This is a genomic window from Lactiplantibacillus pingfangensis, from assembly GCF_005404945.1.
In the GTDB taxonomy this organism is placed as follows: domain Bacteria; phylum Bacillota; class Bacilli; order Lactobacillales; family Lactobacillaceae; genus Lactiplantibacillus; species Lactiplantibacillus pingfangensis.
In genome coordinates this window covers 21606-46587 of record NZ_BJDG01000017.1, presented here as the reverse complement: position 1 = coordinate 46587, position 24982 = coordinate 21606, and the positions used below count along the sequence as shown (strand labels likewise).

Annotated in this window: 28 protein-coding genes and 1 riboswitch; of the genes, 16 read left to right on the top strand and 12 right to left on the bottom strand. The window is 44.2% G+C overall.

Annotated features, from left to right (window positions below):
- Positions 1–73 precede the first annotated feature (73 nt).
- Positions 74–1261, top strand: a complete 1188-nt coding sequence (locus tag FFM74_RS08935) for an acetate/propionate family kinase (protein ID WP_137626284.1) — start codon at positions 74–76, stop codon at positions 1259–1261.
- Positions 1262–1409: 148 nt separating this feature from the next.
- Positions 1410–1592 carry a small multidrug resistance protein gene (locus FFM74_RS08930; RefSeq protein WP_223877205.1) on the top strand — a complete coding sequence of 61 codons (183 nt, stop codon included), beginning with the start codon at positions 1410–1412 and terminating at the stop codon, positions 1590–1592.
- Between the two features lie 43 nt (positions 1593–1635).
- On the opposite strand, the gene FFM74_RS08925 is transcribed toward FFM74_RS08930, so the two are convergent.
- Positions 1636–1983: a fluoride efflux transporter FluC gene (locus FFM74_RS08925; protein WP_223877204.1), complete on the bottom strand. Its 348-nt coding sequence runs from the start codon at positions 1981–1983 to the stop codon at positions 1636–1638.
- Between the two features lie 2 nt (positions 1984–1985).
- Positions 1986–2372: a fluoride efflux transporter FluC gene (locus FFM74_RS08920; protein WP_137626281.1), complete on the bottom strand. Its 387-nt coding sequence runs from the start codon at positions 2370–2372 to the stop codon at positions 1986–1988.
- Positions 2373–2686: 314 nt separating this feature from the next.
- On the opposite strand from FFM74_RS08920, the gene FFM74_RS08915 reads away from it, so the two are divergent.
- Positions 2687–4201 (top strand): ABC-F family ATP-binding cassette domain-containing protein, encoded by a 1515-nt coding sequence (locus FFM74_RS08915; protein ID WP_137626280.1) that lies wholly within the window; start codon positions 2687–2689, stop codon positions 4199–4201.
- A 78-nt stretch (positions 4202–4279) separates the two neighbouring features.
- Positions 4280–4891: a hypothetical protein gene (locus FFM74_RS08910; RefSeq protein WP_137626279.1), complete on the top strand. Its 612-nt coding sequence runs from the start codon at positions 4280–4282 to the stop codon at positions 4889–4891.
- A 49-nt stretch (positions 4892–4940) separates the two neighbouring features.
- Here FFM74_RS08910 and FFM74_RS08905 read toward each other — a convergent pair whose 3' ends face one another.
- The 3 genes from FFM74_RS08905 to FFM74_RS08895 are packed head-to-tail and all read right to left on the bottom strand — an operon-like array spanning position 4941 to position 7606.
- On the bottom strand, positions 4941–5600 hold the full coding sequence (locus tag FFM74_RS08905; RefSeq protein WP_137626278.1) for an energy-coupling factor transporter transmembrane component T family protein: 660 nt from the start codon (positions 5598–5600) through the stop codon (positions 4941–4943).
- Positions 5597–7015, bottom strand: coding sequence for an ABC transporter ATP-binding protein (locus FFM74_RS08900; RefSeq protein ID WP_137626277.1), 1419 nt, complete (start codon positions 7013–7015; stop codon positions 5597–5599). Before FFM74_RS08900 ends, FFM74_RS08905 begins: the two co-directional genes overlap by 4 nt.
- Positions 7016–7030: 15 nt before the next feature.
- Positions 7031–7606 (bottom strand): ECF transporter S component, encoded by a 576-nt coding sequence (locus tag FFM74_RS08895; RefSeq protein WP_137626276.1) that lies wholly within the window; start codon positions 7604–7606, stop codon positions 7031–7033.
- Positions 7607–7716: 110 nt separating this feature from the next.
- A riboswitch (TPP riboswitch) is annotated at positions 7717–7809 on the bottom strand.
- A 152-nt stretch (positions 7810–7961) separates the two neighbouring features.
- On the opposite strand from FFM74_RS08895, the gene FFM74_RS08890 reads away from it, so the two are divergent.
- From FFM74_RS08890 to FFM74_RS08880, 3 genes are read left to right on the top strand one after another with little or no spacing between them, the layout of a single operon-like run.
- Positions 7962–8435, top strand: a complete 474-nt coding sequence (locus FFM74_RS08890; RefSeq protein ID WP_137626275.1) for a glutathione peroxidase — start codon at positions 7962–7964, stop codon at positions 8433–8435.
- 48 nt (positions 8436–8483) lie between these two features.
- Positions 8484–9314, top strand: a complete 831-nt coding sequence (locus FFM74_RS08885) for an aldo/keto reductase (protein ID WP_137626274.1) — start codon at positions 8484–8486, stop codon at positions 9312–9314.
- Positions 9315–9325: 11 nt separating this feature from the next.
- Positions 9326–9910 (top strand): GNAT family N-acetyltransferase, encoded by a 585-nt coding sequence (locus FFM74_RS08880; RefSeq protein ID WP_137626273.1) that lies wholly within the window; start codon positions 9326–9328, stop codon positions 9908–9910.
- A 34-nt stretch (positions 9911–9944) separates the two neighbouring features.
- On the opposite strand, the gene FFM74_RS08875 is transcribed toward FFM74_RS08880, so the two are convergent.
- Positions 9945–10853, bottom strand: coding sequence for a helix-turn-helix transcriptional regulator (locus FFM74_RS08875; protein WP_137626300.1), 909 nt, complete (start codon positions 10851–10853; stop codon positions 9945–9947).
- A gap of 92 nt (positions 10854–10945) precedes the next feature.
- On the opposite strand from FFM74_RS08875, the gene FFM74_RS08870 reads away from it, so the two are divergent.
- Positions 10946–11428, top strand: coding sequence for a GyrI-like domain-containing protein (locus FFM74_RS08870; protein ID WP_137626272.1), 483 nt, complete (start codon positions 10946–10948; stop codon positions 11426–11428).
- 66 nt (positions 11429–11494) lie between these two features.
- On the opposite strand, the gene greA is transcribed toward FFM74_RS08870, so the two are convergent.
- Positions 11495–11965: a transcription elongation factor GreA gene (gene greA / locus FFM74_RS08865; RefSeq protein ID WP_137626271.1), complete on the bottom strand. Its 471-nt coding sequence runs from the start codon at positions 11963–11965 to the stop codon at positions 11495–11497.
- 615 nt (positions 11966–12580) lie between these two features.
- Here greA and FFM74_RS08860 point away from each other — a divergent pair.
- Positions 12581–13294 carry a glucosamine-6-phosphate deaminase gene (locus FFM74_RS08860; RefSeq protein WP_137626270.1) on the top strand — a complete coding sequence of 238 codons (714 nt, stop codon included), beginning with the start codon at positions 12581–12583 and terminating at the stop codon, positions 13292–13294.
- Between the two features lie 171 nt (positions 13295–13465).
- Here the strand turns inward: FFM74_RS08860 and FFM74_RS08855 are convergent, their stop codons facing one another.
- Entirely contained in the window at positions 13466–14227 is a 762-nt protein-coding gene (locus FFM74_RS08855; protein ID WP_223877203.1) for a sulfite exporter TauE/SafE family protein, read from the bottom strand.
- 91 nt (positions 14228–14318) lie between these two features.
- Here FFM74_RS08855 and FFM74_RS08850 point away from each other — a divergent pair, with 91 nt between their 5' ends.
- Positions 14319–14879, top strand: a complete 561-nt coding sequence (locus FFM74_RS08850) for a TetR/AcrR family transcriptional regulator (RefSeq protein ID WP_137626269.1) — start codon at positions 14319–14321, stop codon at positions 14877–14879.
- Positions 14880–14929: 50 nt separating this feature from the next.
- Here FFM74_RS08850 and FFM74_RS08845 read toward each other — a convergent pair whose 3' ends face one another.
- Positions 14930–16348 (bottom strand): C69 family dipeptidase, encoded by a 1419-nt coding sequence (locus FFM74_RS08845; protein ID WP_137626298.1) that lies wholly within the window; start codon positions 16346–16348, stop codon positions 14930–14932.
- 308 nt (positions 16349–16656) lie between these two features.
- On the opposite strand from FFM74_RS08845, the gene FFM74_RS08840 reads away from it, so the two are divergent.
- The 4 genes from FFM74_RS08840 to FFM74_RS08825 are packed head-to-tail and all read left to right on the top strand — an operon-like array spanning position 16657 to position 22213.
- Positions 16657–18492 carry a PTS mannitol transporter subunit IIBC gene (locus FFM74_RS08840; RefSeq protein WP_137626268.1) on the top strand — a complete coding sequence of 612 codons (1836 nt, stop codon included), beginning with the start codon at positions 16657–16659 and terminating at the stop codon, positions 18490–18492.
- A gap of 24 nt (positions 18493–18516) precedes the next feature.
- Positions 18517–20592, top strand: a complete 2076-nt coding sequence (locus FFM74_RS08835; RefSeq protein ID WP_137626267.1) for a BglG family transcription antiterminator — start codon at positions 18517–18519, stop codon at positions 20590–20592.
- Positions 20593–20607: 15 nt separating this feature from the next.
- Positions 20608–21057: a PTS mannitol transporter subunit IIA gene (locus tag FFM74_RS08830; RefSeq protein WP_137607990.1), complete on the top strand. Its 450-nt coding sequence runs from the start codon at positions 20608–20610 to the stop codon at positions 21055–21057.
- A gap of 1 nt (position 21058) precedes the next feature.
- Positions 21059–22213, top strand: coding sequence for a mannitol-1-phosphate 5-dehydrogenase (locus FFM74_RS08825; RefSeq protein ID WP_137626266.1), 1155 nt, complete (start codon positions 21059–21061; stop codon positions 22211–22213).
- A gap of 151 nt (positions 22214–22364) precedes the next feature.
- Here FFM74_RS08825 and FFM74_RS08820 read toward each other — a convergent pair whose 3' ends face one another.
- The gene (locus FFM74_RS08820; RefSeq protein WP_137626265.1) at positions 22365–22880 is read right to left on the bottom strand and encodes a MerR family transcriptional regulator; all 516 of its coding nucleotides are present in this window, start codon (positions 22878–22880) and stop codon (positions 22365–22367) included.
- A gap of 180 nt (positions 22881–23060) precedes the next feature.
- Here FFM74_RS08820 and trxA point away from each other — a divergent pair, with 180 nt between their 5' ends.
- Both trxA and FFM74_RS08810 read left to right on the top strand, forming a co-directional pair.
- The gene (gene trxA, locus FFM74_RS08815; RefSeq protein WP_137626264.1) at positions 23061–23393 is read left to right on the top strand and encodes a thioredoxin; all 333 of its coding nucleotides are present in this window, start codon (positions 23061–23063) and stop codon (positions 23391–23393) included.
- A gap of 241 nt (positions 23394–23634) precedes the next feature.
- Positions 23635–23853: a hypothetical protein gene (locus FFM74_RS08810; RefSeq protein WP_137626263.1), complete on the top strand. Its 219-nt coding sequence runs from the start codon at positions 23635–23637 to the stop codon at positions 23851–23853.
- A 49-nt stretch (positions 23854–23902) separates the two neighbouring features.
- Here FFM74_RS08810 and FFM74_RS08805 read toward each other — a convergent pair whose 3' ends face one another.
- Together FFM74_RS08805 and ndk are read right to left on the bottom strand one after the other, a co-directional pair.
- A complete protein-coding gene (locus FFM74_RS08805) occupies positions 23903–24289 on the bottom strand; it encodes a hypothetical protein (protein WP_137626262.1) in 387 nt (128 codons plus the stop codon).
- A gap of 221 nt (positions 24290–24510) precedes the next feature.
- Complete coding sequence (gene ndk, locus FFM74_RS08800; protein ID WP_137626261.1) at positions 24511–24981, bottom strand: nucleoside-diphosphate kinase; 471 nt, start codon at positions 24979–24981, stop codon at positions 24511–24513.
- Between the last annotated feature and the right edge of the window lies 1 nt (position 24982).

The window sequence follows — 24982 nt, the reverse complement described above, 5'->3', positions numbered from 1 at the left end:
AGTATACCGCAGCGAAAATAATTCAGCAGTTTTCATGAAAATTCGGTATTCTATTAGAGGGAGCGTGATAACGATGCAAAAAACATTAATTATTAATGCTGGTAGTTCGTCATTAAAATGGCAATTATTTGAAATGCCAGCAGAAACGGTTTTAGCAAGTGGACTAGTTGAGCGAATTAGTATGCCAGGGTCAATTTTTACGATCAAGTATGGTGATCATCAAAAATTTGAAACGACCGTCGACAATTTGGACCAAGGTCAAGCAGCTAAAATGATGTTGACTGAATTGCAACGATTGGCAATTATTCAATCGCTAAGTGAAATTACGGCTGTCGCTCACCGAGTAGTTGCTGGTGGCGAAACGTTTAAGCACGCAGTTGAAGTCACGCCGACGGTTTTAGCTGAAATTAAGGGCCTCAGTAACTTTGCGCCTTTACACAATCCGATGGAAGCAAAAGGCATTGAGACCATGGCAGAGACATTACCGGACGTTAAACAATACGCCGTGTTTGACAGTCAATTCTTTACTGACCTACCAGAAATGAATGCGATCTATAGCTTGCCGTATGAGTTGACGCAAAAGTACCATATTCGGCGTTATGGTGAACATGGCATTTCGCACAGTTATTTAACTGGTCGCGCCGCAGAGCTGTTGAATAAACCCAAAAATGACCTGAATTTGGTCACCTTGCATCTCGGTAGCGGTGCCTCGTTAGCCGCAGTTAAAAATGGCAAGGCCTATGATACCTCGATGGGGTTCACACCACTAACCGGTGTCACGATGGGCACGCGCTCGGGTGACTTGGACCCGTCGATTTTACCTTTCTTGATGAAAGAGCTTAAAATAAGTGACCCTAATGAAATTATGATGATGCTGAATAACGATTCTGGTCTATTGGGCGTTTCTGGAATTTCGCCAGACATGCGTGAAATCAAGGCACAAGAACAGACGAGCGCACGCGCAAAACTGGCGATTGATATTTTTGTCAATCGGATTGCGAAGTATGCCGGTAGTTATCTCACCGAATTACATGGTGCCGATGCAATCATTTTTGCTGGTGGGATTGGGGAGCATAATGCCGAGTTACGACAACAGATTATTACTGAACTGCAAGTCTTCAACATTAAGTTAGACGCTGACCTGAACGCTGCTGGCAATGAGGGATTGATTAGCCGTCCTGATTCAGATATCAAAGTCTTGTTAGTACCAACCAATGAAGAGCTAGCCATGGTTCGCCAAGTCGCTGCCTTACAGGAATAATTAAGTTTTTTTCAAACTCAGGCATGTTGCTAGTGTCGGCCTGATTGACATGCTAAACTATTGGACAAGAACAGTAATGTTCAACCAGCGGTCGCGACGACCGTAAGGAGGGAAGCGCCGAACTTGGCGCGGAAAAATGATCGGTTTATTGATTGCTTTGGTGATTGGATTCTGGTTGCTAAAAGTTGTCTTTAAAGTTGGTTTTTGGCTACTAGGTGTGATTGCGATGGTCGTCATTGGGCTATTTCTAATTCGAGTGGTGTTATGGCTTGGGTTAGCGGTCGCCGCCATTGGTGGGCTGGCACTTTTAGCGATACCATTTCACAGTTAATTATAAAATGAAGGATTGAGCGATAGTGCTTGATCCTTTTTCATTACAGTAAAGTTCCTAACCAAACCATGGCTAAACCACCGAGTAGACTGCAGCCCAAATACCAACTGGCAGTGGTCCAGTGTCGATTTTGTATGAGTAAGACAATCTCATTAATCATCGTTGAAAAAGTTGTTAAGCCACCCATGATACCGGCGCCTAAAAAGAGCTGCCAGATGCTTGTGAGCGGGCTAGTCATAATCCAACCAAGTAGCAATGCGCCTAGCAAATTGAGGCTAAGTGTGGTCACTGGTAACTTGAAAAAACGGTTCAGTGGCTTAGTTACTTGCATAACTGCGTAACGAGAGACGGCACCTAATGCTGCGCCAAAGCTAACAATGGTTATCGTCATTATCATTGAGCGTCACCGACCTTTTTCAAGTGTGTGCTGAGTAGATTACCAGCAATACCGGCAAGTAGACCGAGGCCTAAACTCGCGCCAATATTTGCTAGAGCTAAAACGCTATGGCCTCGTTGTACGAGCTGTAGCGTTTCAAATGTAAAGGTTGAAAAGGTAGTAAAGCTGCCAATTAACCCCACACTCATGCCGGTGATGAGCGTTTCGGAGATGGGCAGTCGTGCAGGTAACAGGGTAATGACGAAGCTTAATAGAAAGGTACCGGTAACGTTGATGATGACGGTCAGCCAGAAGTGTTGTGGCCACGTCACTAACAGATTCAGCCATTCACGCAAGCCGCCGCCAATCATACCGAAAATAATAATTGCGAAAACCTTTTTCAACTGCAGTTCCTCCTCTTGCAAATAAGACTAGTTTACAAAAAAAGTCGACTGAGAACAATCTTTGATAAGTTGCAAAATCAGTTAAATCATGCTAACCTATGAATCAACTTATGAAAATACGGAGGATTTCAGCCAATGCGTAACTAATTAATTCTAGTAATTAAACAGTCGAACCAGCGTAACAGGGGTGGACTGTCTTTTTTCAGGATTAATTGGTTGCACTGGCTGGATTCTAATTGCCAGCGGTCTCTACTTAAACGAGAACGCTTTTTTTGTGCGACGATTTAATCCTTGATCCTAAGGAGGACGATTGAATGACTGAAATAAAATTATCAAAGCTCGAAAAATTAATTAACGGCCGACCACTGTTTACGATCGACCAGTTGCTTGCCAATGATGGGGATCATATTGGTATTGTCGGGCGCAATGGGGCCGGAAAGTCGACGCTGGCGCATCTGTTAACCGGTGTTGATCAAGACTATACGGGTCAATTAGTGGTGGCTGGACCGGTGACCTATGTCGCGCAAATTGCGCCTACCCAAGATCGCAGTGGGGGACAAGCCATGATGGCGCGAGTTCGTGAAGCGTTAAATACGCGGCCAGAGATTTTAATTTTAGATGAACCATCGTCTAATTTAGACGAACCGCATCAAGCGTGGTTGATTAAAAAATTGCGTCAATTTCGGGGGCTGTTACTGTTGATTTCGCATGATCGCCAACTGTTAAATGCCGTGACGACGCAGACATGGGCAGTGAGTCATCAGGAATTTAAAGCCTATCCCGGGAACTATGCGGCCTATTTGGCGCAAAAGAATCAAGCAATTGCCACACAACAAGCAGCCTACACGCGTCAAAATCGACACGAACATGACTTGCAACAAGCCATGCAAGCCCGCAAGGAAAAGGCCCAGCGGATTCGGAAGGGTAATCGCCGGATGACTGCTGGTGAACGGTCTAATTCGCGGTCTTTACGAGAAGCAACTGCAGCTAAAATGGATCGCAGTGCGAAGAGTCTCATGACTCGAGCAACGCGTGAAGCGACGGTCAGCAAACCGTTCACACAAGCTGGGTTTAAGTTAGTGGCAACTGACTTTCCCACTTTTACGGGTAAAACGGTCATTTCTGCTAGTGGCTTAACCTTACGTGAACATGAAGAACTGTTGCTTACACAGACCAGCTTTCAAATTAAACCAGGTGAGCGCGTAGCATTAGTTGGCCCCAATGGCTGTGGCAAGACAACATTGTTGACTGCGATTTTGGCGAAACACGCGGGCTTATCAGTTTCACCATCGGCTAAGATTGGTGTCTTTAAGCAAGATATGACCGCTTTAGATGGCAACTTAACCGTGTGGCAAACGGTGCGTGCAGCCAGTCAATTGCCCGATCAGACGATACGTAATGTCATGGGCGCGATTGGCTTGCCCGCCCGCTTTTATGGGCAAGCGGTTGCCGGCCTCAGTGGTGGCGAGCTGGTGAAATTGCAGTTGGTCAGCATTTTAGTTGGCGCCTATAACGTTTTGATGTTGGATGAACCGACGAATTATTTAGATGTGGATGCTTTGGATGCCTTGGCAGACTATTTGCAAAATTATCCCGGCACCGTCATCTTTGTTTCACATGATGCCGTCTTCCGCCAACAAGTGACGACCCGGACTTTGGCTTTCAAACAGCAACGACTAGTCGATCCTGACCAAGTAGCGACTAAAGCCAGTTCGCCGTCAGAGCTGCCATTATTACAATTTAAGTATGATCAGCTGATGGCTGACCCGGAAGCATCGACGGCGGCGATACAAAAGTTGCGTGATCAAATCGAAGCTGCCAAAGCCTAATTTTGAAAGTGAGTTTACTAACGTCTAAAGCTAGGCTGTGGTAAACTTTTAAACACTTTTGAATTTAGGAGTATTGTGATGACAACAATTTTGATCGTATTAGTTTTATTGCATTTTTTTCATGAACAATTTGAGTTCAGCTCGATTAATCGGCTAGGCTATTGGATTATTCCTATTCTGACTGGTTATGAGTTTTTACAAAGCTTTAGTTGGTCTTGGTTGAATGCTGGTTTGTTGGTCGGCATTTTAGGCTTTGCCAGTTTAGTCAGTTGGTATCAGGCTAAGCATACTAAAATTCGTTTAGAGGAAACGGCCACCACTTATTTTCGTGATGACCAGCAGCAAGAAGTGCCCATTTACCGCAAAGATGTCACAGCGCAAGGTGGCCGGTATTATTTATACGGTTGGCTAGTGGTTATCGTGGTGCAGTTGTTAATTGAAGCACTTTATTTACACGAAAACTTAACGCCGCATAAAGTTTGGGAAGATTTTTTTGAAGAAGTCATGGCCGATGTTTTCAGCTTTTATCGATTTACACGTGCGGGCGCGCCTACGAGCTGGATTTTATGGGCGTTAACGGCAAGTACTAGTTTAGGTTATACCTTGTGGTTGGCTAAGCTTTCCCCAGCGGCACGGCGGACCTTATTCGGTCAAACGAAGTATCGCCGTGTGACTGATGAGGAAAATTAAAAGGTCGTGCGATTAGTTCAGATGAACTGATTGCACGACCTTTTAGGTTTTAAACCCAAGGAACCAGGAAAATACCAACTTGCAGCAAGCCCACGCCAATAATCAAGATAGCCCAGTCTTGCCAGCACAAAACTGAGTGACGATAATGTGTTCGTGGCGCATCTTCGACAAAGCCGTGAGAAGTCATAGCTTGTGCCAAATTCTGTGACCAATTAATTGAAACTAAAATGGCTTTGAAATAGAGTTTTGGTGACCAGAACGAGAGCTGTTGCCCCCGCATTAACCCCGCGGTACGAATGATTTGGACTTCGTGCTGAATCTTAGGCACAAGATTATAGGCGGCCAAGACACCATACGCGAATTTCGATGGCAAGTGCCAGTTTTGTTCTAGTGCGTCTGCCAATTGAAGAATATTAGTGGTTAACGTAAATGTTGCGCCGGTGAAAACGAAGGCATAGATCCGAGTAAATAGGACCCAAGCCATCAAAGTCTTATTGCCGCTACCATTAATATATTGTGTGCTCCAGAGTCCAATTGCAGGTAACAACGGCACAATTAGCAACCAGCCAATCGTTCGTAGCTTGGTTCGGTGCGCGAGTAGATAAATCATTGCCAAAATGACTAAGGTAATATTTAAACTGATAATCATGGTGAATGAAATTTCGAGCGCAATGATGAAGAGTAGTAATAATTTAATACTGGGATTCATGTCGTCGCCTCCCGGTATTGCAATTGATGCTGGTCAAAGAGGAGATGATAGTCAATCAAAGGCGTTAAACCAGTCAATTGATGACTAATGATAATTAAAGATTGCTTAGTTGAGGCCAAGGTTGTCTGTAAAAGTGCAACCAATGCATGCACAGAGCTTAGATCTAAGCCCTTGAGTGGTTCGTCCATCAGTAAGACAGGGGACTGCATGATTAACATAATTAAGATTTGTAACTTTTTCTTTTGCCCTTCACTCAAAGTGTAGATGACCTGATCTTCATGACCGGTTAAATTCAATTGGGCCATGGCAGCGTCAATTCGTGCTTGGGTAAAATAGTCGCCATAGACATATTTTTGGCTTTGTGCCAGTTCTTCGGCTACCGTAATGTTTAAAAATTGCGTTTCAGCATCTTGAAAGAGTAAGGCGACTTGACGCGCATAGCGTTTTCGACGTAGCGTTTGGATGTCATCAGTCAAATAAGTGATTTTGCCAGTATAGCTGATTAGCCGGACTAGGCTTTCAAATAAAGTTGATTTGCCACTACCATTCGGCCCGGTAATTAAGGTGTTGTGTTGTTTGAGTAACGTTAAGTTAGTTGGTTGTAACAGCTGATGGCTACCCTGCTTCAGAGCCACTTGTTGTAATTGAAACAGTGGCGTGGCCGTTTCATCAGGTAAGGGCCAACGTTGATCTGACTGATTAGTTTTGGCGAAGGCTGAAAACAACGCTGACCAGTCTGAGGTTGGGACAGTTGCTAACTGACGTGCCGGCGTAATCCGCACAACTTGGTCAACGATAGTCGCATAGTCGGTTAAATCGTGGTCGGCCAAAATAATTGTTTTACCAGCCTCATCGCGCAACTGAACCAGACGTTTGAGTAAGCTCGCCCGTGCAGCTGGATCAACACTGGCAAAAGGTTCATCCAATAAGATGACATCGCTATCCATTGCAACGATGACCGCTAAGGCGACCTTCTGTTTTTCACCACCAGATAAATGATTGAGCTCACGTTTGCGTAGCTCACTGATACCAACAAACGATAGGGCGGCGGTGATTTTAGCGTCAATCTGGTCAGGCTGAACAAGGCGATTTTCCAAAGCAAAAATCAGCTCATTTTCAACGCTGTCCATCGCAAACTGTTGATTAGGATTTTGAAACATTAAGGCGACTTGTCCGGCCCGGTCGGTTAGTGCCATCTCAGCCAAATCCTGACCATCATAACTGATGCTTCCTTGCGTGCGTGGCAGGCTCAGAAGTCCGGTCATCAGTTTGAGCAAGGTGGATTTACCGGTACCGGAAGGCCCTGTCAGCAACGTAAATTGTTGCGGGTTAAATGTGAGCTGGACGTGATTCAAGGTTGGCGCTTGCGCCTCAGGGTACGTGTAGCTTAAGTTTTTCAGCGCAATGGTTGCCATGTTGCTCCCTCATTTCTAGTTAGTATGGGTTGATTTTAAGACATGACTACGATCTAACAAATCCGTAATTAAACGGGTCAGAACGCCGCCAAATAAGAACATTGAACAGAAGCGAACGACGAAATACAAGATTAATAGCCATAGTTGAAGCTTGAAGTAACCATTCCGGGCGAGATCCCAACCAAAAGTGACAATTGTGGTTGTCAACGCTGAAGCAGTTAAGCCTAGCCAATCATAGTGCTTGTAACGTGTCACGATGTAGCCTAACTCAGCACCAAAGCCTTGAGTCACACCAGAAATCAAAGTTGAAATGCCCCATTGACCACCGAAAAACATTTCGACGGTTGCGGCTAAGAGTTCACCTAAAGTCGCGGAACCTTTGAGTCGTAACATGTAGCCGGCGAGCATCCCTGGCATGCACCATAGTCCTAGTAAGAGCTCATTTGCGAGCCCAGATAGGCCGACCGGCGCCAAGACAGCGGTTAAAACATCGTAAACATAATTTGTTCCCATGAAGATTGCTCCAAAGAAAATCCCAATTAAGGCGATTAAGATAATATCGCTAAGTCGCCAAGCTTTTGCCCATTTCATGATAAAAAAACCTCCCAAAGTTGTTATCATCCATGCCACCGTGAGACAAAAAAACGGTCATCACTAGTTTTAACAACTAAGTGATGACCGGCTAAAGTCTGAATTGATGGTTCCCCAAATAAGCATTGCTCCCTTGCGCTGGCATTATCCAGATCAGGTTCAATGGGTATTATCTCAGCCGAATGGCACCCCAGTTGCTATGAATGATTGTCCTTAGTGTAACCGAATTCAAGGCCCAACGCAATTAACAATTTGGTATGCTGAGCAAAGTTCATTGGAAAGTCACGATTTTGTGCTTTACTATAAGTTAGTAAGGCTCGCAGCTTAATATGTTTAAGAGTGGGAGGCGATTTAAATGACGTCAGTTTATGATTTTAAAGAAACAGAAATGAGCGGTGAAGAACTTGCTCTTGAAACATATCGTGGACAAGTGTTATTGGTAGTTAACACCGCTAGTAATTGTGGCCTAGCACCGCAATTTAAAGGACTAGAAGAGCTTTATCAAAAGTATCAGAATGAGGGATTAGTTGTCTTGGGGTTGCCATCCAACCAGTTTCATCAAGAAAAAGCGGATGATGACGCGACACATGATTATTGTCAGCGACATTATGGGGTCACTTTCCCGATGACGAAGCGCGTGATGGTGAATGGCGAACAGGCCGATCCACTATTTAGCTATTTGAAACAAGCTGCCGGCCATGGGCGGATCAAATGGAACTTTACGAAGTTTTTGATTGGTCGTGATGGCCAAGTTTTGGAACGTTTTGCGCCAACCACACGACCGCTCACATTTGAAACGGCGATTCGCGATGCGTTAGCCGATCGGTAATTTATGCAAGGATATTGATATAGTAATGATTTGAGGAGGCTGTTCAGCTTGGAAACTTATACATTACGTGATGGTTTGACTGTCCCGAAAGTGAGCTTTGGGACTTATAAATTAAATGGCGCTCACGGGGTCAATGTCATTGATTCGGCGATTGACCGTGGTTATCGGCTGTTAGACACGGCGTTTAATTATGAAAATGAAGGCACAGTGGGTGAAGCCGTGCGGCGTTCCTCGGTGCCACGTTCAGAATTGATTATTTCATCGAAGTTACCGGGACGTCACCATGCTTATCATGAAGCGATTGACACGATTCAAGAATCTTTGTATCGCGCCGGACTGGATTATTATGATCTTTATTTGATTCACTGGCCAAATCCAAAAGAAGACCACTATGTTGAGGCCTGGCAAGCTTTAATTGATGCCCAAAAGTTTGGCTTAGTTCGTTCGATTGGGGTTTCTAATTTTCTACCGGCTCATTTAGATCGGTTGGAAAAGGAAACGGGCGTCATGCCAGTCATCAACCAAATTGAACTCCATCCGTATTTCAATCAACAGGCACAGCGCGATTACGACGCAGCGCATCAAATCTTGACGCAAGACTGGAGTCCACTTGGCCGTGCCAGCGAATTATTACAAAATACAACGCTGAAAAGCATTGCGGCCACCTATGGCAAAAATGTGGGTCAATTGATTTTACGCTGGGAATTACAATTAGGAACGTTGCCGATTCCAAAATCTTCAACACCCAAACGCCAGCTCGGCAATCTTGAGTTGTTTGATTTTGAAATTTCAGCTGCTGATATGGCAATTATCAATGGCCTTAGCACGGCGGATGGTCGGTTAAATAATCAAGATCCAGCTGTTTATCAAGAGTTCTAGTGGAAATCTAAATGATTTTAACAACGCCTAGATTAATTATCCGACCGGCCACGTCGACCATAAATGACTTAACTGCTTTAACTCAAATTCTCGCCGATGAGCAAGTCAATCAGTATTTACCATGGTATCCGGTGACAACTTTAGCTGCGACGAAGCGGTTTTACGATGAAAAAATTGCGCGCCTCAATGCTACTGATCAGGCGTTTTTCTGGTTGATTTGTTTAAAAACAACCCAGCAACCGATTGGCTATATTGATCTTAGTGACGATGCTGGTCATGACTTGGGATATGGCTTAGCTGTGGCCTATTGGCATCAGGGGATTGCGACTGAAGCCGGTACGGCAGTGATTGATTATTTACGCATGCCGTCATTGCCGTTCATTACGGCGACACATGATCGTCATAATGTGGGCAGTGGCAAAGTGATGCAGAAGTTAGGCATGCAGTATGCCTATTCTTATGAGGAACAGTGGCAGCCCAAAGATATTCTAGTGACCTTTCGCCTGTATCAACTGAATCTGGATGGCCAGACTGACCGTATTTATTGGCATTATTGGGACCAATCAGAGACCCATATGATTGAAAAAATGATATAAAAGCTGCCTTGAAAAGTTATTCAGGGCAGCTTTTTTAGTAGTTACTGGCGAGTGTGGCTAAGTATTGTTTAAATCCTAGTAAGAATTCGGGGCCTTGTAAAACTTTGGCACGGTTGCCAAGCGATAAAATAAACCGATAAGCATTTTCATTGTTCGGAAGTTCAATTTTAGCCGTAAAGCCAGTGGTTGTCTGGGTTTGAATTGTATGTTGACCAAAGCGTTCAACAAATTGGTCACGTACGAGATTGTCAATTTTTACGGTCAGTGAGACGGTCGTCGGCCGTAAGCGAGCTGCCAGATCAAAGTTTAGCGCTGGCACTGGCCGACTCATAAAGGTCGTGGTTGAAAAGCTGAGTTGTTGCATCCGCGAGAGCCGGAACAGTCGAAAGTCAGCGCGTTCCAGACTATACGCTTGGACATACCAACGTTCGCCTTTATAGACGAGACGGTAAGGTTCAACTTGGCGACTAGTGTAGTGGCCATTGCGGTCGCTGTAATTAAAACTGAGGTAATGATGTTGACTAATTGCCAGTTCGATTTGTTCAGCCAGCTGTTTAAGTTCAGTCGAACCAGGCCAATTTGGCCGGTCGATTAGTAGCTGGTCATCAGCGTTGTCACTAGCATACATGGCGGAGATTTTTTGAATGGTTGCATTAATCTTGGGCGTTTCAATGAGTGACTGCACGCCATTCAGTGCGACGCGTAAATTGCGAATGTCATCGGCAGTGAGCAGTTTCTTGTCCACTTTATAGTTTGCCATCAAGCGAACGCCGCCGTTGCGACCACGAGTCGCGTAAATCGGAATGCCGGCTAAATTCAAAGTTTCAATATCGCGATAAATGGTTCGTTTGGAAACCTCGAATTTTTGAGCCAGCTCGGTAGCTGAACATTGGTCAATGCGCAATAATAGCATGATTAAATTGATTAGGCGGGCAATGCGCAATTTTTTCAACTCCTTTTTTAATAGTTGACAGCAAGTTGTCAACTATTGGCTGGTAAACTAAGTCTATCAAATTGAAAGCAGGAATTAAACTAATGACTAATTATCAAATTAAGGTACTTCCAGAAACGACGATTACCGGCTATGCAACACAATTACCACTGCCAACTTTAGAAAACGTTGCGCAAGTTTCTCAACAGAAATCAGCTCATTTTGGCGCCTTGGCTAAAAGCGGTCAATTCGGCGCACTCATGGCAGGCAGCCGCGACAAGGTTGGTTATGCGCTGAGTGGCGTACACGATGGTCAATTGGAATATTTTGCTGGCGCCAATACGACAGTTGATGCCAAGAATGCTGAAACTCGAGAAATTCCAGCCGGAAACTATATTGTCTTAACGGCCCAAGGTGGTCCAAGTCGGCAGTTATTCGACGAGCTGATCAAACAATTTTTTAGTGAAATTTTGCCAAAACGGCCAGAATTATATACTGGCGACAGCTTTATTGTCGAAGCATTATTGAATGGCAATCCAATGGACGCGGTGGTTGAGCTACGCTTGCCAACGACAGTTACCGCGTAAACCGCAACAACTATAATCAAGCTAAAACTGAAAAACGCATCCGACCGTTATTGGCCAGATGCGTTTTTAGTTACGATGAATTTCAATAATTTTAACTTGATAACTGCCATTCGGTGCCGTGACCGTTACGATGTCGTTAACCGTATGATGATTGAGCGCATCGCCGATTGGAGAGGTGAACGAAATTTTATTTTCAGCCAAGTTGGCTTCTTGTTTACCGACGAGTTGGTAGGTCACCTGGTCATGATCGTCCATAAATTCCACGGTGACGGATTTACCAATATCGAGCTGATCATTGTCGGCGGGTTCAACAACTTTGGCATATTGGAGCTGTTTATTTAAAAAGCGGACGCGACTCTCTAACCGACCTAAATCGCGTTTGGCATTTGTGTATTCAGCGTTTTCCGAGCGGTCGCCTAAAGCTGCCGCTGCCGCCAAAACTTTGATTCGATGGGGACGCTGGGCGATTAAATCAGCAATTTCTTGCTCAATTGCATGGTAACCCGCTGGTGTCATTTTATTAAAGGTTGGTTCCATGGCTAAAACCTCGCATTTGTTTGATTTTACTGAGAATAGTTTAACGCACTTTGAGGGAAAATTGAACGTGGAAATTGAGGCGTGGGGATGATTTTAGTTGAATAAATATTGTGCAAAAATCGGTGGTGGTTTGTGCTTGGGATGCTAAGTGGCCAGTGCCAAGCCCGTGTTAATTACTTGACTAGGTAATGTGTTTTTCTACCTAAATAGTCGTAACGTGCAAAAATCAGCAGCGGCCTGTGCTTGCTACGCCCAGTGGTCAATGCCAATCTCGTGTCAATTACTTGGCTAGGCAATGTACTTTTCTACCTAAATAGTCGTAACGTGCCAATGCTCAGAAGCTAATCGCTGATTTTTGCACTCATAAAAAATAGCCAACGACTTTACAGCCTTGGCTAGTCGTAGAGTTTTTCACGCTCTACGGAGTTACGAACTCTTTAAGTATAGGCAAATTAATAGAATAATACAATTAATTTGTTATTGGGCGGATGCGGTGATGGTGAGAAATGATGGCGGTTGCAAAGAAAAAACAACTATTTTGAACAAACTACTTGAATTTTAGTCTAGACCAATATACAATTGGACTATACCAAATAAAGAGGGAGTCAGTTAATTATGAAAGTTATCGTAGTAAAGGATCAAGCTGCCGGCGGTGTAGAAGGATACAAAGTATTTAAGAATGCCTTGGACAATGGGGCTAAAGTATTTGGGTTGGCAACTGGTTCGACACCCGTTACAACTTATCAAGAAATCGTAAAGAGTGACTTAGATTTCAGTAACTGCACATCTGTTAACTTAGATGAATATGTTGGTATTGCACCAGAAAACGAACAAAGTTACAAATACTTCATGAAATCACACTTATTTGACCAAAAACCATTTAAAGAATCATTCTTGCCAAACGGTTTAGCTGCTAACCCAGCTGAAGAAGTAAAACGTTATGACAAAGTGATCGATGAACACCCAATTGACTTACAAATTTTGGGTATTGGCCGTAATGGTCACATCGGTTTTAACGAACCAGGGACTTCACGCGATGTGACAACTCACGTGGTTGACTTAACTGAATCAACAATCGAAGCTAACGCACGTTTCTTTGCTAGCGAAAATGATGTTCCTAAGCAAGCCTTCTCAATGGGCTTAGCTTCAATCATGAAGAGCAAGCACTTAATTCTTGAAGCTTTTGGCGAAAACAAGGCTGATGCAATTAAGGGTATGATCGAAGGTCCAGACACCGTCGATTGCCCAGCTTCAATTTTGCAAAACCATGCTAATGTTACGGTTATCATTGACGAAGCCGCAGCTAGCAAGTTAAGCAAAAAATACTAAGATTTTTAACCTAGGTAACCCCAATTAAAGATAAGTTAGTACAGGTAATCTTGTGCTAACTAAAAGATGATTCTCGAAGTTAATTAATTTCGGGAATCATTTTTTAGTTATTTAAATTAACCTTAATTAGGTCAAATCAACAGCAATAATTATCTTCCTTAATGACATCACTTATAACAATATTTTGACGCCAAAGTAGATAATCAGTAAGCCTAAGAATGGTGTTAAGACACGATTGACTTTATTTAAATCTAGGCGGCGAATGAGGAGTGGTGTGACGACAGCGCCAATAATGGCCCCAAGCATTAGAAGCCAACCAGCCTGCCAAGCAAAGGTACTTGTAAATAAATGGCCCACTAAACTAATTGCGGACATCGTCGTCAACACATAAGTTGCAGTCCCGGCTGCTTCGACAGCAGTCAAGCCAAGAATAGTTAAACCGGCCGCAGTTGTGGCACCACCACTGAGACCACCGATACCGACCATTAAACCGCTTAATAATCCGAATCCACGTGCAATCCAAAGTTGTTTTGAATTTTCAGGTTGTGCCTTTTTATGACGAACCGCTTTTAAGAGGACCATCAGACCCATTACGATAAAAATACTCCCAACAATCCAATTATATAAATTCTGTGGAATGAATTGCGCACTGACGGTCCCGATGATGATGCCGGGAATTGCGGCCAGAATCATTTGATTGCCAACGCGAAAGTTGACATTTTTAATTCGCATTTGAGTTAGAAAGCCAAAGAATAGTGCGGGTAGGGCAACTAATAGAGAGGTTGGCACCGCAATGGCAGTCGCCAACCCAAGCTGACTAGTGAGTACTCCCAAATAGAGCGCTGCACCGCCGCCACCAATTAAACTGACAAAAATACCAATGATTAAGCCGTAGCCTAAAATAAGCATGTAAGTGACCTTCTTTGCTTCCAAGAATACCTTAACTATAAGTGGAGCACGCTCCACTTGTCAAGAAGGAGCAATTAGCGTAAGCTTTCGGTAAAACGACTCGGGAGGTATCATAATGCGCAAAGATGCTCAGCAAAATCGAGATAAGATTCTCGCGACAGCCGCGAAATTGTTTCACGATCAATCAGTTGCAGCAGTTAGTATGAAAGATATCGCGGCGGCTGCTAAGATTGGTATCGGGACACTGTATCGAAATTATCCGAATAAGAGTGAGTTGTGCTTAGCGGTTTCTTTCAACTTTATTCATCAATTTGTAACAGACGGTCAAGTCTACTTATCAGAAACTACGGTATCGCCAATTGAACAATTTCAACATGTATTACAGCGATACTTAGACTTTCGCGAGCAACGCTTACAATTGTTGGCGTTTATTGAAAGTGGCCCAACTGTCATGGCGACGTACTATCAGAGTGAGCTGTATCAACAATTAGTAGTTTTATTCATGCAAGTGTTGGCACCAATCAGTGGTGAAATTGAGACTGGGGAGTTAGAATTTCGTGCAGATATGGTTATTGCGATGCTTAAAAGCAACAGCTATGCTTATCAGCGCCAACAGCAGGGATTGTCACCACAGCAAATCGCTGAAAATATTAGCAATCTCATGATCAGAGCGTAAAAAAAGTCACATCTGGAAAAATTAGCCAGATGTGGCTTTTTAACGGGTAACTAAAGGTTTTGTCCTTTTTCCCAACTCGTTTTCGATAACAATAACCCATGTTTAACTAGCTCATCAAATAACGCATAAGTCCGCTTAGAAATCTCAGCAGCGGTTTCAGCGTTGGCTTTCGTCAAGTAGTCGGTGACATCGCCGGCAACGTTGGCATCTGTTGCGGCAACACGGCCACGGGCGTAAGACTGACAGCCGTTGCGATAGGCGTTAACGGCTTCGGCAAATTCATGCCAGTGTGGTTCAATCAAAGTTGATAAGGTCTTGTTAAGCCAGTAGACGTTATGCACATCGACAGTTGCCGTGGTGTTCCGGTAGTCGAGTGGTGTGTCATTAATATTGGTAAAGAATGGTACGGATGGGGCATAAGCAAAGAATCCCATGGCAACCCACTGAATGGCCGCTTGTTCGGCTGGAACATCGTTACGAATTTGCAAGATTGATTGGCACTGGTTGCGGTCCATGGCAATTGACCGGTATTTCTTTTGGTCATCGGCCGTGCCAGAAGCGTAAGTGCCAAATGGATCGTAGGCGGTGCCATTATAATGAGAAGATAAGAAAAATTGGACGTCTTCAATTGCCAATAATTTGCTAGGTTTGCGGCACATTGGCATGCTTTGATCAGTTGGCTGTTGGTCAGCAATTTCAGGATTGAATAACTTTTGACCATACCAAGTTCGAGGTGTGTTGTAGTAAGCATCATCTTCACCATGCGTGCCAAAAATTTCACGGAAATTAAATTGGCTAGGCGTTGGATTTAAATGATAGGTTGCCACAAACTCGGCTAAATCAGTCGCACCAAGATAGTTGTCAGAATCACTTAAATCTAAGTTTTCGACAACGGTCTGGTTTGGCACGATCGCATAAGTCTCATCAGGTAAGCGCATGGCGCCCCAGTGGTGACCACCAGCGGTTTCTAAAATCCAAATATCATCGTGGTCATTGAAGGCGATACTGTTGGATTCACCGGTACCATATTTTTCGATCAAGGCGCCTAAACGTTGGACGCCTTCTTTGGCCGTCTTAATATAAGGTAAAACGAGGCTTACCATGGCCTCTTCATTAACGCCATCGTTGACTAAGGGATCATAGCCCAACACGCGGGCGTTAGTGGCGGTTGTCTCCGTGGCGCTCATGCCAACGTTGTACTCATTAATGCCGGCTTCTTCATATTGCCCATCGCTTTGATCAGCCTGTGGTGTGGCGGTATAGCGGCAAGCGTGGTCGGGCAGTGGCATGGTGACACCTGTCGTGGCGGATTTAAATTCAGCCTCGGGTTGATCCTTGGCTGGATGAACAACGAATTTAATTGGATTAATTGGGCCGTAACCATCTTCATTACGTGCCACAATCGTCGAGCCGTCAATCGTGGCAGCTTTGCCGACGAGAATTTCGGTACAATCAGAACTTTTTTTCAACATTAGTTCTGCCCCCTTTGTACTTCCAGTATAAGAGTCCGGTGAGGGAATACAACGGTGAATCCGTAAAATGGCCCTAAGTGACTTGTGAAACTGTTGACAGGTTAGGCATAAAAATAGTTATCAAAAGGTTGTAAATCCTAATATAAAGACAATTATTAAAACTGTGCCAACTTTGCAGCTTGTGAATTGCTGAGTTTAATTCTGGCACAACTTCCTGTGCCACGGGTCTGCCTAGAAGCTCTTGAAACCGTTTTCTTTAGCCGATATGATAGAGACGTTAAGAAAACGGAAGGAGCTTTAATCGAATGAGTGAAGCAAATGTAAATAAAAATACGGCATCACCCGCACCAAAGAAGAAAGTGGGACTGAAAGCCCGCGTTCAAAAATTTGGTAGCGCTTTAAGTAACATGGTTATGCCAAATATTGGCGCCTTCATCGCTTGGGGGTTAATTACCGCGATTTTTATGGCCGGTGGTTGGTTCCCGAACGCTGATTTAGCTAAAATGATTCAACCAATGGTGCACTACTTATTACCATTACTGATTGCGTTTACTGGTGGGAATATGCTTGCCGGTCATCGTGGTGGGGTCGTTGGTGCCATTGCAACGATGGGTGTCATTGTCGGATCATCAATCCCAATGTTTATCGGGGCCATGATTATGGGACCTTTAGGCGGTTGGGCAATCAAGAAATGGGACGATGCCATTTCTGATAAAGTCCACAGTGGTTTTGAAATGTTAGTCAATAACTTCTCCGCTGGGATTATGGGAATGTTGTTAGCAATTATTGGTTACTTCGGTATTGGCCCGGTTGTTGCCGGTGCCAGTGCTGCGATGGCAGTCGGTGTTAACTGGATTATCAAAGTTAACTTATTACCACTAGCCAACGTCTTCATTGAACCAGCAAAGATTTTGTTCTTGAACAATGCGATTAACCAAGGTATCTTAACGCCACTTGGGATTCAAGCTGCGGCGAGTGCCGGCAAATCAATTCTGTTCTTACTTGAACCAGATCCAGGTCCAGGTCTTGGGTTATTATTAGCCTTCGCGTTGTTCGGTAAAGGAACCGCGAAAGCTTCTGCACCAAGCGCGATGATTATTCATTTCTTCGGTGGGATTCATGAAATTTACTTCCCATACGTTTTGATGAAACCAGCGTTGTTCTTAGCCGTTATCGCCGGTGGTGTGACTGGGACGGCAACCTTTAGCTTGTTAGATGTTGGGTTGAAATCAACCCCATCACCTGGTTCAATCATTATGTTATTCGTCATGTCACCACGTAGCGTTTCCAACTATTTAGGCTTGCTCTTAGGCGTCACCTTGGCGACCTTAGCTTCCTTCATTGTTGCCGCAATTATCTTAAAACGTGACAAGACGATGGTTGATGATTCTTTAGCAACTGCCCAAGGTCAAATGAGTGATATGAAGAATGGCGGCGCTGAAGTTGAAACTAGCAATGCCGAACCAGCCGATGTGATTGCTTCTTATAAAGATGTTGACCATATTATCTTCGCCTGCGACGCTGGGATGGGATCATCCGCAATGGGTGCCTCCTTACTCCGTGACAAGGTCAAGAAGGCCGGCATTGATATGTCCGTCACGAATACCGCGATTAGCAACTTGAAAGATGAACCAGGGTTGTTAGTCATTACGCAAAATGAACTCGCTGACCGTGCGGCTCAAAAAGCCCCACATGCTTTACGATTGTCCGTGGATAACTTCTTGAGCAGTCCTAAATATGATCAAGTCGTTGTCAATTTGAAGGCTCGTGACCAAGTCAGTGCCGAACCTGCACCTGCTTCGGCCGCACCACAAGCTGCAACAACTGATGCGAGTGAGTTACCAGCCGGATTGAATTTGTCAGTCGTTAATGAGATTGTCTTTGTTCATCACGATGGTCATTTAGGAACGGCCACAATGGCAACGTCCTTAATGAAGGATCGGATTAAGAAAGCCAATAAGCAAGTTGCTGTTAAGAACGTTGGGATTGACGAGTTACAAGACGAAAACAGCTTGTTAGTTGTTTCCAGTCCGGAAGCGGCGAAGAACTTACGCACCCGTTATACACAAGTCCAAGTGCTCGTCACCGACGATCTTCTGAACTCACCTAAATATGATAAGATGGTATTAGCGCTAAAATAAACCGTTATCATACGAGGTGGCCCCATGGTTAAGTTCACAAAACGTCAAGACGAATTATTACAACTATTACTGGCAACGCCAGCTGGCTTGAGCATGAGTCAGATTGAAACCGCCATCAATAGCAGTCGTCGGACGATTTATCGCGAATTTAGTAACTTAGAGTTGGTTTTGGCCAATGCTAAGTTACAGATTGTCAATCAAGATCATCATTTTCAATTGAGTGGGACGTCAACCGACTTGGCTGACTTCCAATCTCAATTGTCGGACAGTCACGGCATTGCGCCGGCGTTTGATTCTCAAACTCGACAGAATGCGTTGGCTTGTCGAATCTTGATGGCAGATCGATCCATGAAGCTCAAAGAGTTGGCGTTGGACTTTGATGTCAGTATTGCGACAATTTCCAACGACTTGACGACCTTGGCGGCACCGTTTGCCGATTATGAACTGTCGATTGAACGCCTTAAATCTCGTGGGATTCAAGTTGCCGGGACAGAAAGTAATATTCGGAGCCTCTTTGCCACCATCTTGAATAACGCGATCAATGATTATGAGTTTTTCAAAACGATTGGTAAGTTACAACGAGGGCTGGAAATTGCGGCAACGGATGAACAATCTTATTTCTTGAAACAGCTGCATCCGACCGTCTTGTTACATTGTTATCAGGCTGTCCGAAATTTGAAAAAACAATATTTTTCCTCAGTCCCAGATGGTCAACTGCAACAGTTGATTATCACCTTAACGACGGCCGTGATGAGGTTACAGCATGGCCAACAAGTCACGTACTTACGGGGCATCAACCGTGATGATTTTCTAAACTATCAACGATTGGCATTGGCCATCTTGACACAGTTACCCGCTGAGATTAAAGCCCAAATCACGGGTGCAGAAATTGATTTTCTCGCTCAGCAGATTAAAGGGTTAACGTTTCGAATTGATCAGGAATCGGCGTTGTCAAATTATGATTTGCAACTCACCTATCGCGTGAAGAAGCTGATTGATGCGGTTGCGACGAATTTTGATTGGTCATTTGGAACGGATGATCAATTGCTGAATAATTTGACGGCCCACATGCAAGTTGCGCTCCAACGCAATGGCATGCCAGGACCGGTATCACCGAGTCCTGAGTTACAGGCGGTTCGGTCACAGTATCCTAAACTATATGCGGCAGTGGTGCGTGGCTTTGCGGCGACGTTTCCTGACCAGAACTTTCAGATTGATGAGTTAACGTACTTGCTGATTCACTTTGCCAGTACTTATGAGCAACAGTTGAGTCATCAGAGTTTGAAAGTTTTAGTTCTCTGTCCCAACGGCATGACAACTGCTCGCATTCTCAAAGTGCGGCTGGCGCGGTTGTTACCGGAAATTACCACGATTGAAGTTGCTCGGATTGGAAATCTTGGTCAGATTGACTTACAACAATTTGACATGATTCTTTCGACGACTCAGTTGCCAGGCTTCAAATTGAACTATCGGGTAGTTAGCCCGTTGTTACTTGAAAATGAAGTCAGTGCGTTGCGTGAGTATATTCATCAGTACTTTCCAAGTACCGAAACGATTGACTCACAGCCGGCCCCCCAGTCGGTAACGACATTGGATTTCGACACGGTGTATCAACGGATGACCATTGCCAAACGAATTTTAGATCGGTTCATGATTTCACCAATCAATAATGAGCATGAAACGATGGCAGAAACGCTTGTCAAAATTACGCGGCATATTGATCCAAAGCTCATTCGCGATCCCCTAGAAGTCGCGGGTAAGTTGTTACATCGGATTGGTCTGGCCCCGGTTGGTATTCCGAATACCAACTTGGCGCTAGTCCATACCTTGAGTCAACAGGTGACTGCACCGTATTGCGCCATCTTTGAACTGGCAGCGCCAATCGATTTTAAAAGTATGGATGCACAAACGATTCGATTACAACGGATTGTCTTGATGCTTGGTCCAGCTGACATTAGTGATTATGAAAATCAGTTAATGGGCAAGTTGAGTGCGTTAGTCATCGAAAGCCAAGGAAATACCGAGACTTTCATGACCGGCAGTCGCCAACAGCTTTATCAGTTAATTAGCAGTGCGTTTTTAAACGAACTAACGAAATAGCGTAGGTGAATAAAAATGGAAGCTTTAGATAAAAAAATGATTGCACTGAACCAACAAGTGGCAACGCAAGCAGAAGGCATCCGCTTAGCCGGTCAGTTATTGGTTGATGGTGGTTGTGTTGAACCAGAATATATTGATGCGATGCAAGCACGGAACAAAGATGTTTCTGTTTATATGGGTAATTTCATTGCCATCCCCCATGGTACTGAAGATGGCATGAAGTATATTAAGAAGACTGGTATCTCAGTCGTCCAAGTACCAATGGGTGTGAGCTGGGGTGATCCAGAAAATGATGATGATGATAAGACCGTCACCGTGATTTTCGGAATTGCTGGCTTGAATGGTGAACACTTGAACCTCTTGTCTCAGATTGCGATATACTGCAGCGACGTGGCGAACGTCGCCAAGTTGGCGGACGCTCAATCTGAAGATGAAATAATTAATCTATTAAAGGAAGTTGATTAGCATGTTAGACGTACATTTTGGTGCAGGTAATATTGGTCGGGGCTTCATTGGCGAAACTTTGGCTGACAATGGCTTTAAAATTACTTTCGTTGACGTTAACGAAACTTTGATCGATGAATTGAATAAGCGCAATGGCTATACCATTGAATTGGCCGCAGAAGGTCAAAAACACATTGAAGTTCATGATGTCAAAGGAATCAACAATGGCAAAGACCCTAAGGCAGTTGCCGAAGAGATTGCCAATGCTGATATGGTGACCACCGCGATTGGTCCTAAGATCTTAAAGTTCATTGCACCTTTAATTGCTGACGGGATTAAGTTACGTCAAGCTAACAACAACACGACGCCAATTGACGTCATTGCTTGTGAAAACATGATTGGCGGGAGTCAATCATTGAAGAAATCCGTTTATGAAGCCTTAAATGACGATGAACAAGCTTGGGCTGACCAATATATTGGTTTCCCTAATGCTGCCGTTGACCGGATTGTGCCACTACAAAAGCATGATGACCCATTGTTTGTTTCCGTAGAACCATTTAAGGAATGGGTTATTGACAAGTCACAAATGGCCAACCCTAAGATTGAACTCAAGGGTGTCGACTACGCGGATGATTTGGAACCATACATCGAACGGAAGTTATTCTCTGTTAACACTGGCCATGCGACAGTTGCTTACACTGGTAATATGAAGGGTTACAAGACGATCGGTGAAGCGGTTAAAGATGACAGTGTTGTTGAACAAGCTAAGCATGTTTTAGCTGAAACTGGTGACTTGCTCATTCAAAAGTGGGGCTTTGATCCTGAAGTTCATCACGCTTACCAAAAGAAGATTTTAAGTCGTTTTGAAAATCCTTATATCTCAGATGATATTGAACGGGTTGGCCGGACACCAATTCGGAAACTTGGCTTTGACGAACGGTTCATTCGCCCAATTCGCGAATTGAAGGAACGTGGCCGTGACTACAGTGCTTTAGTCGATACTGCCGGCATGATGTTCTTTTTCAACTATCCCAATGATAGCGAAAGCGTCAAGCTACAACAGATGCTTAAGGATGAACCAATTGACCAAGTTATTCGTGAAACCACTGGGTTGAAGGATGAAGATTTAATCAAAGAAATTAAAGCGTCATATGAAAAGCATTTAGCTGAAAAGTAACCTGTGGTTGAAAAAGGACTGAAATTAGCGGTTTAACGCTAGTTTCAGTCCTTTTATGTCTGATCTTGTGACGGAATAGTGCCACTTCCGGTTGTTGCCGATGCTATGCGGGCGTGGTTATCATTTCGCGGCCAAAACTCACTAGTCCAGGTTAGTAGCGCCAGAATTGCCACCATGGATGTTGTGGCTTGGGGGCAGCCTGTTGATCCAGCTTGACTAGGACCTGATTTAAACGGTGATTTAAGGAGTCTAATCGACGAATCATAATCTGTTGTTGCTTGTACAGTTCTTCGTTCGATGGACCGCTTGGTTGCACCGGCTTGATTGCTGGTTGTGGTTCTACTGGGGATACTGGTTTGGTTGGAATGGTGCTTTCAACGACAAAATTCGGCTGTTGTGCTGGTTGATCAAAGCTTTTTTGTAGGGCTTCGGCTAAGGTTGTCCCTTGTTCAGTCAGCGCGATTGCAGCTTTGAAAGCCGCGAGGTCGGTCGCAGTGTATAGGCGATGGCTAGTCCCCGTTGTGCGGAATAGGTCTTCATTGTTAAGCTGCTTTTCAATCATGGTGCTGTATTTTCGTAACGTGACCGCTTTAATTCCGAGTTGGTCCGCGGCAACTGAGGCGACTAGTTTGGTGCTTTGGTCTGGTTGCGTGGTTTTAGTTGGCAAATCAATTTCCTCCTTGCAAATATCGTTTCTATAACGTTATTATAGCGAATTTTGACACGTTTGCGTAGGGAATTGATTACGGCAGGTCAATATATGGCTGATTTGCGAGCTTTAAGCGCGAATTAGTGTTTCTAAACGTGCTATGATAAATAAAAAGCTGAGTTGAAATGAGGAATGACGATGATTGAACCAGTCAGTGCTGCTGACTTTGATAAGGTTGCAACTGGGACAACGATAACTGTTGTCGACTTTTGGGCAGATTGGTGTGGCCCATGTAAGATGCAAACGCCAGCCTTAGAAGCGTTAGATGAAGAATATGATGGTAAAATTAAATTTGCGTCACTCGATGTGGATGCGAATAAAGCCATCGCAGAACGATTTGAGATTATGAGTATTCCAGCGTTGGTGGTGTTTAAAAATGGTCAACCGGCTGAAAAAGTTGTCGGGTTTCATCCGCAAAGTGCACTGAAAAAATATTTGGATCAAAAGCTCGTCGAAGTAGCGGCTGATTGAGCCTGAGTGACTGCCAAGTTGGTAGTCATTTTTTATTGGTTTAGTAATAAAGCTGATAAATCCGTTGGACTGTCAAATTAAATTAGCATGAAAACTAGAAAAGGCGCGAACGACGATGACCGGTATGGGCACGATTCGGTTATTAATAATTAAACCAAGGTCGAACGGCCTGATATAAATCGTGAGTGAATGGTATCCTTAATTAACTTGTGGACGATTAGTTGTGAGGAGCGGTAATGACATGATGAAACGATTAATGATAGCGGTCAGCCTTGGTATTGCGGGACTGACTGCGGTTCTAGTGCAGCAACAGCGGCAAGCGTCGGCGGTGTTCGTTCAGCAGGCGCAACCGATTCGGCAAACAGCGACGACCGCTGAAGTTGATCCTTGGCGTTCGAATGATGGTGTAACAGTTGAAGTGCCACTGCCAGTCAATGTGCGCGGGCGACTCGCCGGGTAACCAAACAAATCGTCTCTAGTCAGCTTTTGTGACTGGGGACGATTTATGATTATAGTTGCGCATACAAGGTTTCGATTAAATCATCACTAGTGTTGATCAGTTGGCGATTTAAGGAAATTAAATAGCCTGGTTGCGTTGGGTTGAGTATATTGTGAAAGGTATCTTGGATGAGACAACCGGTCATGAAAAAATTGACCTGTGGACTTTGCACCGTGATTGTAAAGGTTTGGCGGTCGTTGGTGACAACAACGTTGGCACCAACGAGATAAGTCAAGTTGAGACCGAGCGTCGCGGTTGCGTCAGTTAGACCGAGAACACCAGTCTTCATGATCAACTGTAAGCAGTCATCAACACGTTTCGAGGCGGCATACATTGAGAAGTGACGGTCTGATTGTTCGTGTGGTTTGCGTAAAAACGGTCCGACAACTAAATTCATAATGATCCCCCCAGAATCCTGATTTGATAAGTTAATCATACGGAGTTCGGGAAAATGAGGCGAACATTGCGACTTTTCTAGCCGGTTAGTTGCGTCACTTTACTGGATAACTCGTAAGACTGATTAACAAGGGGGCTGTTTCATCAGAAAAGGGAACTACAAATCCTGTATTTATGCGAAAAAAACGCATTGGTCAGTAATGAAGACCAATGCGTGGCTGGTTATTTTTTAGCCGTCTTCTCGGCGACATCTTTACGCGCTTTAACTGCTAGCTCAGGGAACCAAATCGCAATTTCGTGATGCGCATTTTCGCGGCTATCAGAAGTATGAATGATGTTACGGAGGATACCATCTGGATATTCATGGGCGAAGTCGCCACGAATTGTACCAGGTTGGGCATCGTTGGGCCGTGTTTTACCGGCTAAATTGTGGACAGATTTAACGACACCGGTTCCGCTGACGATGATGGCAACTAGTGGGCCTTCCGTCATGTAAGTCTCAATTTCAGCGAAATACGGCTTTTCGACCTTCTCACGGTAATGTTGTCGAAGCTGTTCTGGTGTTGCCGTGATAACCTTTAAAGCGGTAATCTGATAACTTTTTTGTTCTAAACGGGAAATGATTTGACCAATATGTCCTTCAGCGACACCATCGGGTTTAACGAGTACTAAAGTCTTTTCTGAATTTGCCATA

Excerpts from the sequence above, each read along its gene's own strand:
- trxA (WP_137626264.1), top strand. The coding sequence starts at position 23,061 with ATGATTGAACCAGTCAGTGCTGCTGACTTTGATAAGGTTGCAACTGGG.
- FFM74_RS08835 (WP_137626267.1), top strand. The coding sequence starts at position 18,517 with ATGGTTAAGTTCACAAAACGTCAAGACGAATTATTACAACTATTACTG.
- FFM74_RS08925 (WP_223877204.1), bottom strand. The coding sequence starts at position 1,983 with ATGACGATAACCATTGTTAGCTTTGGCGCAGCATTAGGTGCCGTCTCT.
- FFM74_RS08910 (WP_137626279.1), top strand. The coding sequence starts at position 4,280 with ATGACAACAATTTTGATCGTATTAGTTTTATTGCATTTTTTTCATGAA.
- FFM74_RS08860 (WP_137626270.1), top strand. The coding sequence starts at position 12,581 with ATGAAAGTTATCGTAGTAAAGGATCAAGCTGCCGGCGGTGTAGAAGGA.
- FFM74_RS08805 (WP_137626262.1), bottom strand. The coding sequence starts at position 24,289 with ATGAATTTAGTTGTCGGACCGTTTTTACGCAAACCACACGAACAATCA.
- FFM74_RS08830 (WP_137607990.1), top strand. The coding sequence starts at position 20,608 with ATGGAAGCTTTAGATAAAAAAATGATTGCACTGAACCAACAAGTGGCA.
- FFM74_RS08825 (WP_137626266.1), top strand. The coding sequence starts at position 21,059 with ATGTTAGACGTACATTTTGGTGCAGGTAATATTGGTCGGGGCTTCATT.
- FFM74_RS08935 (WP_137626284.1), top strand. The coding sequence starts at position 74 with ATGCAAAAAACATTAATTATTAATGCTGGTAGTTCGTCATTAAAATGG.
- FFM74_RS08840 (WP_137626268.1), top strand. The coding sequence starts at position 16,657 with ATGAGTGAAGCAAATGTAAATAAAAATACGGCATCACCCGCACCAAAG.
- FFM74_RS08915 (WP_137626280.1), top strand. The coding sequence starts at position 2,687 with ATGACTGAAATAAAATTATCAAAGCTCGAAAAATTAATTAACGGCCGA.
- ndk (WP_137626261.1), bottom strand. The coding sequence starts at position 24,981 with ATGGCAAATTCAGAAAAGACTTTAGTACTCGTTAAACCCGATGGTGTC.
- FFM74_RS08810 (WP_137626263.1), top strand. The coding sequence starts at position 23,635 with ATGATGAAACGATTAATGATAGCGGTCAGCCTTGGTATTGCGGGACTG.
- FFM74_RS08905 (WP_137626278.1), bottom strand. The coding sequence starts at position 5,600 with ATGAATCCCAGTATTAAATTATTACTACTCTTCATCATTGCGCTCGAA.
- greA (WP_137626271.1), bottom strand. The coding sequence starts at position 11,965 with ATGGAACCAACCTTTAATAAAATGACACCAGCGGGTTACCATGCAATT.
- FFM74_RS08850 (WP_137626269.1), top strand. The coding sequence starts at position 14,319 with ATGCGCAAAGATGCTCAGCAAAATCGAGATAAGATTCTCGCGACAGCC.
- FFM74_RS08895 (WP_137626276.1), bottom strand. The coding sequence starts at position 7,606 with ATGAAATGGGCAAAAGCTTGGCGACTTAGCGATATTATCTTAATCGCC.
- FFM74_RS08880 (WP_137626273.1), top strand. The coding sequence starts at position 9,326 with ATGATTTTAACAACGCCTAGATTAATTATCCGACCGGCCACGTCGACC.
- FFM74_RS08870 (WP_137626272.1), top strand. The coding sequence starts at position 10,946 with ATGACTAATTATCAAATTAAGGTACTTCCAGAAACGACGATTACCGGC.
- FFM74_RS08900 (WP_137626277.1), bottom strand. The coding sequence starts at position 7,015 with ATGGCAACCATTGCGCTGAAAAACTTAAGCTACACGTACCCTGAGGCG.
- FFM74_RS08890 (WP_137626275.1), top strand. The coding sequence starts at position 7,962 with ATGACGTCAGTTTATGATTTTAAAGAAACAGAAATGAGCGGTGAAGAA.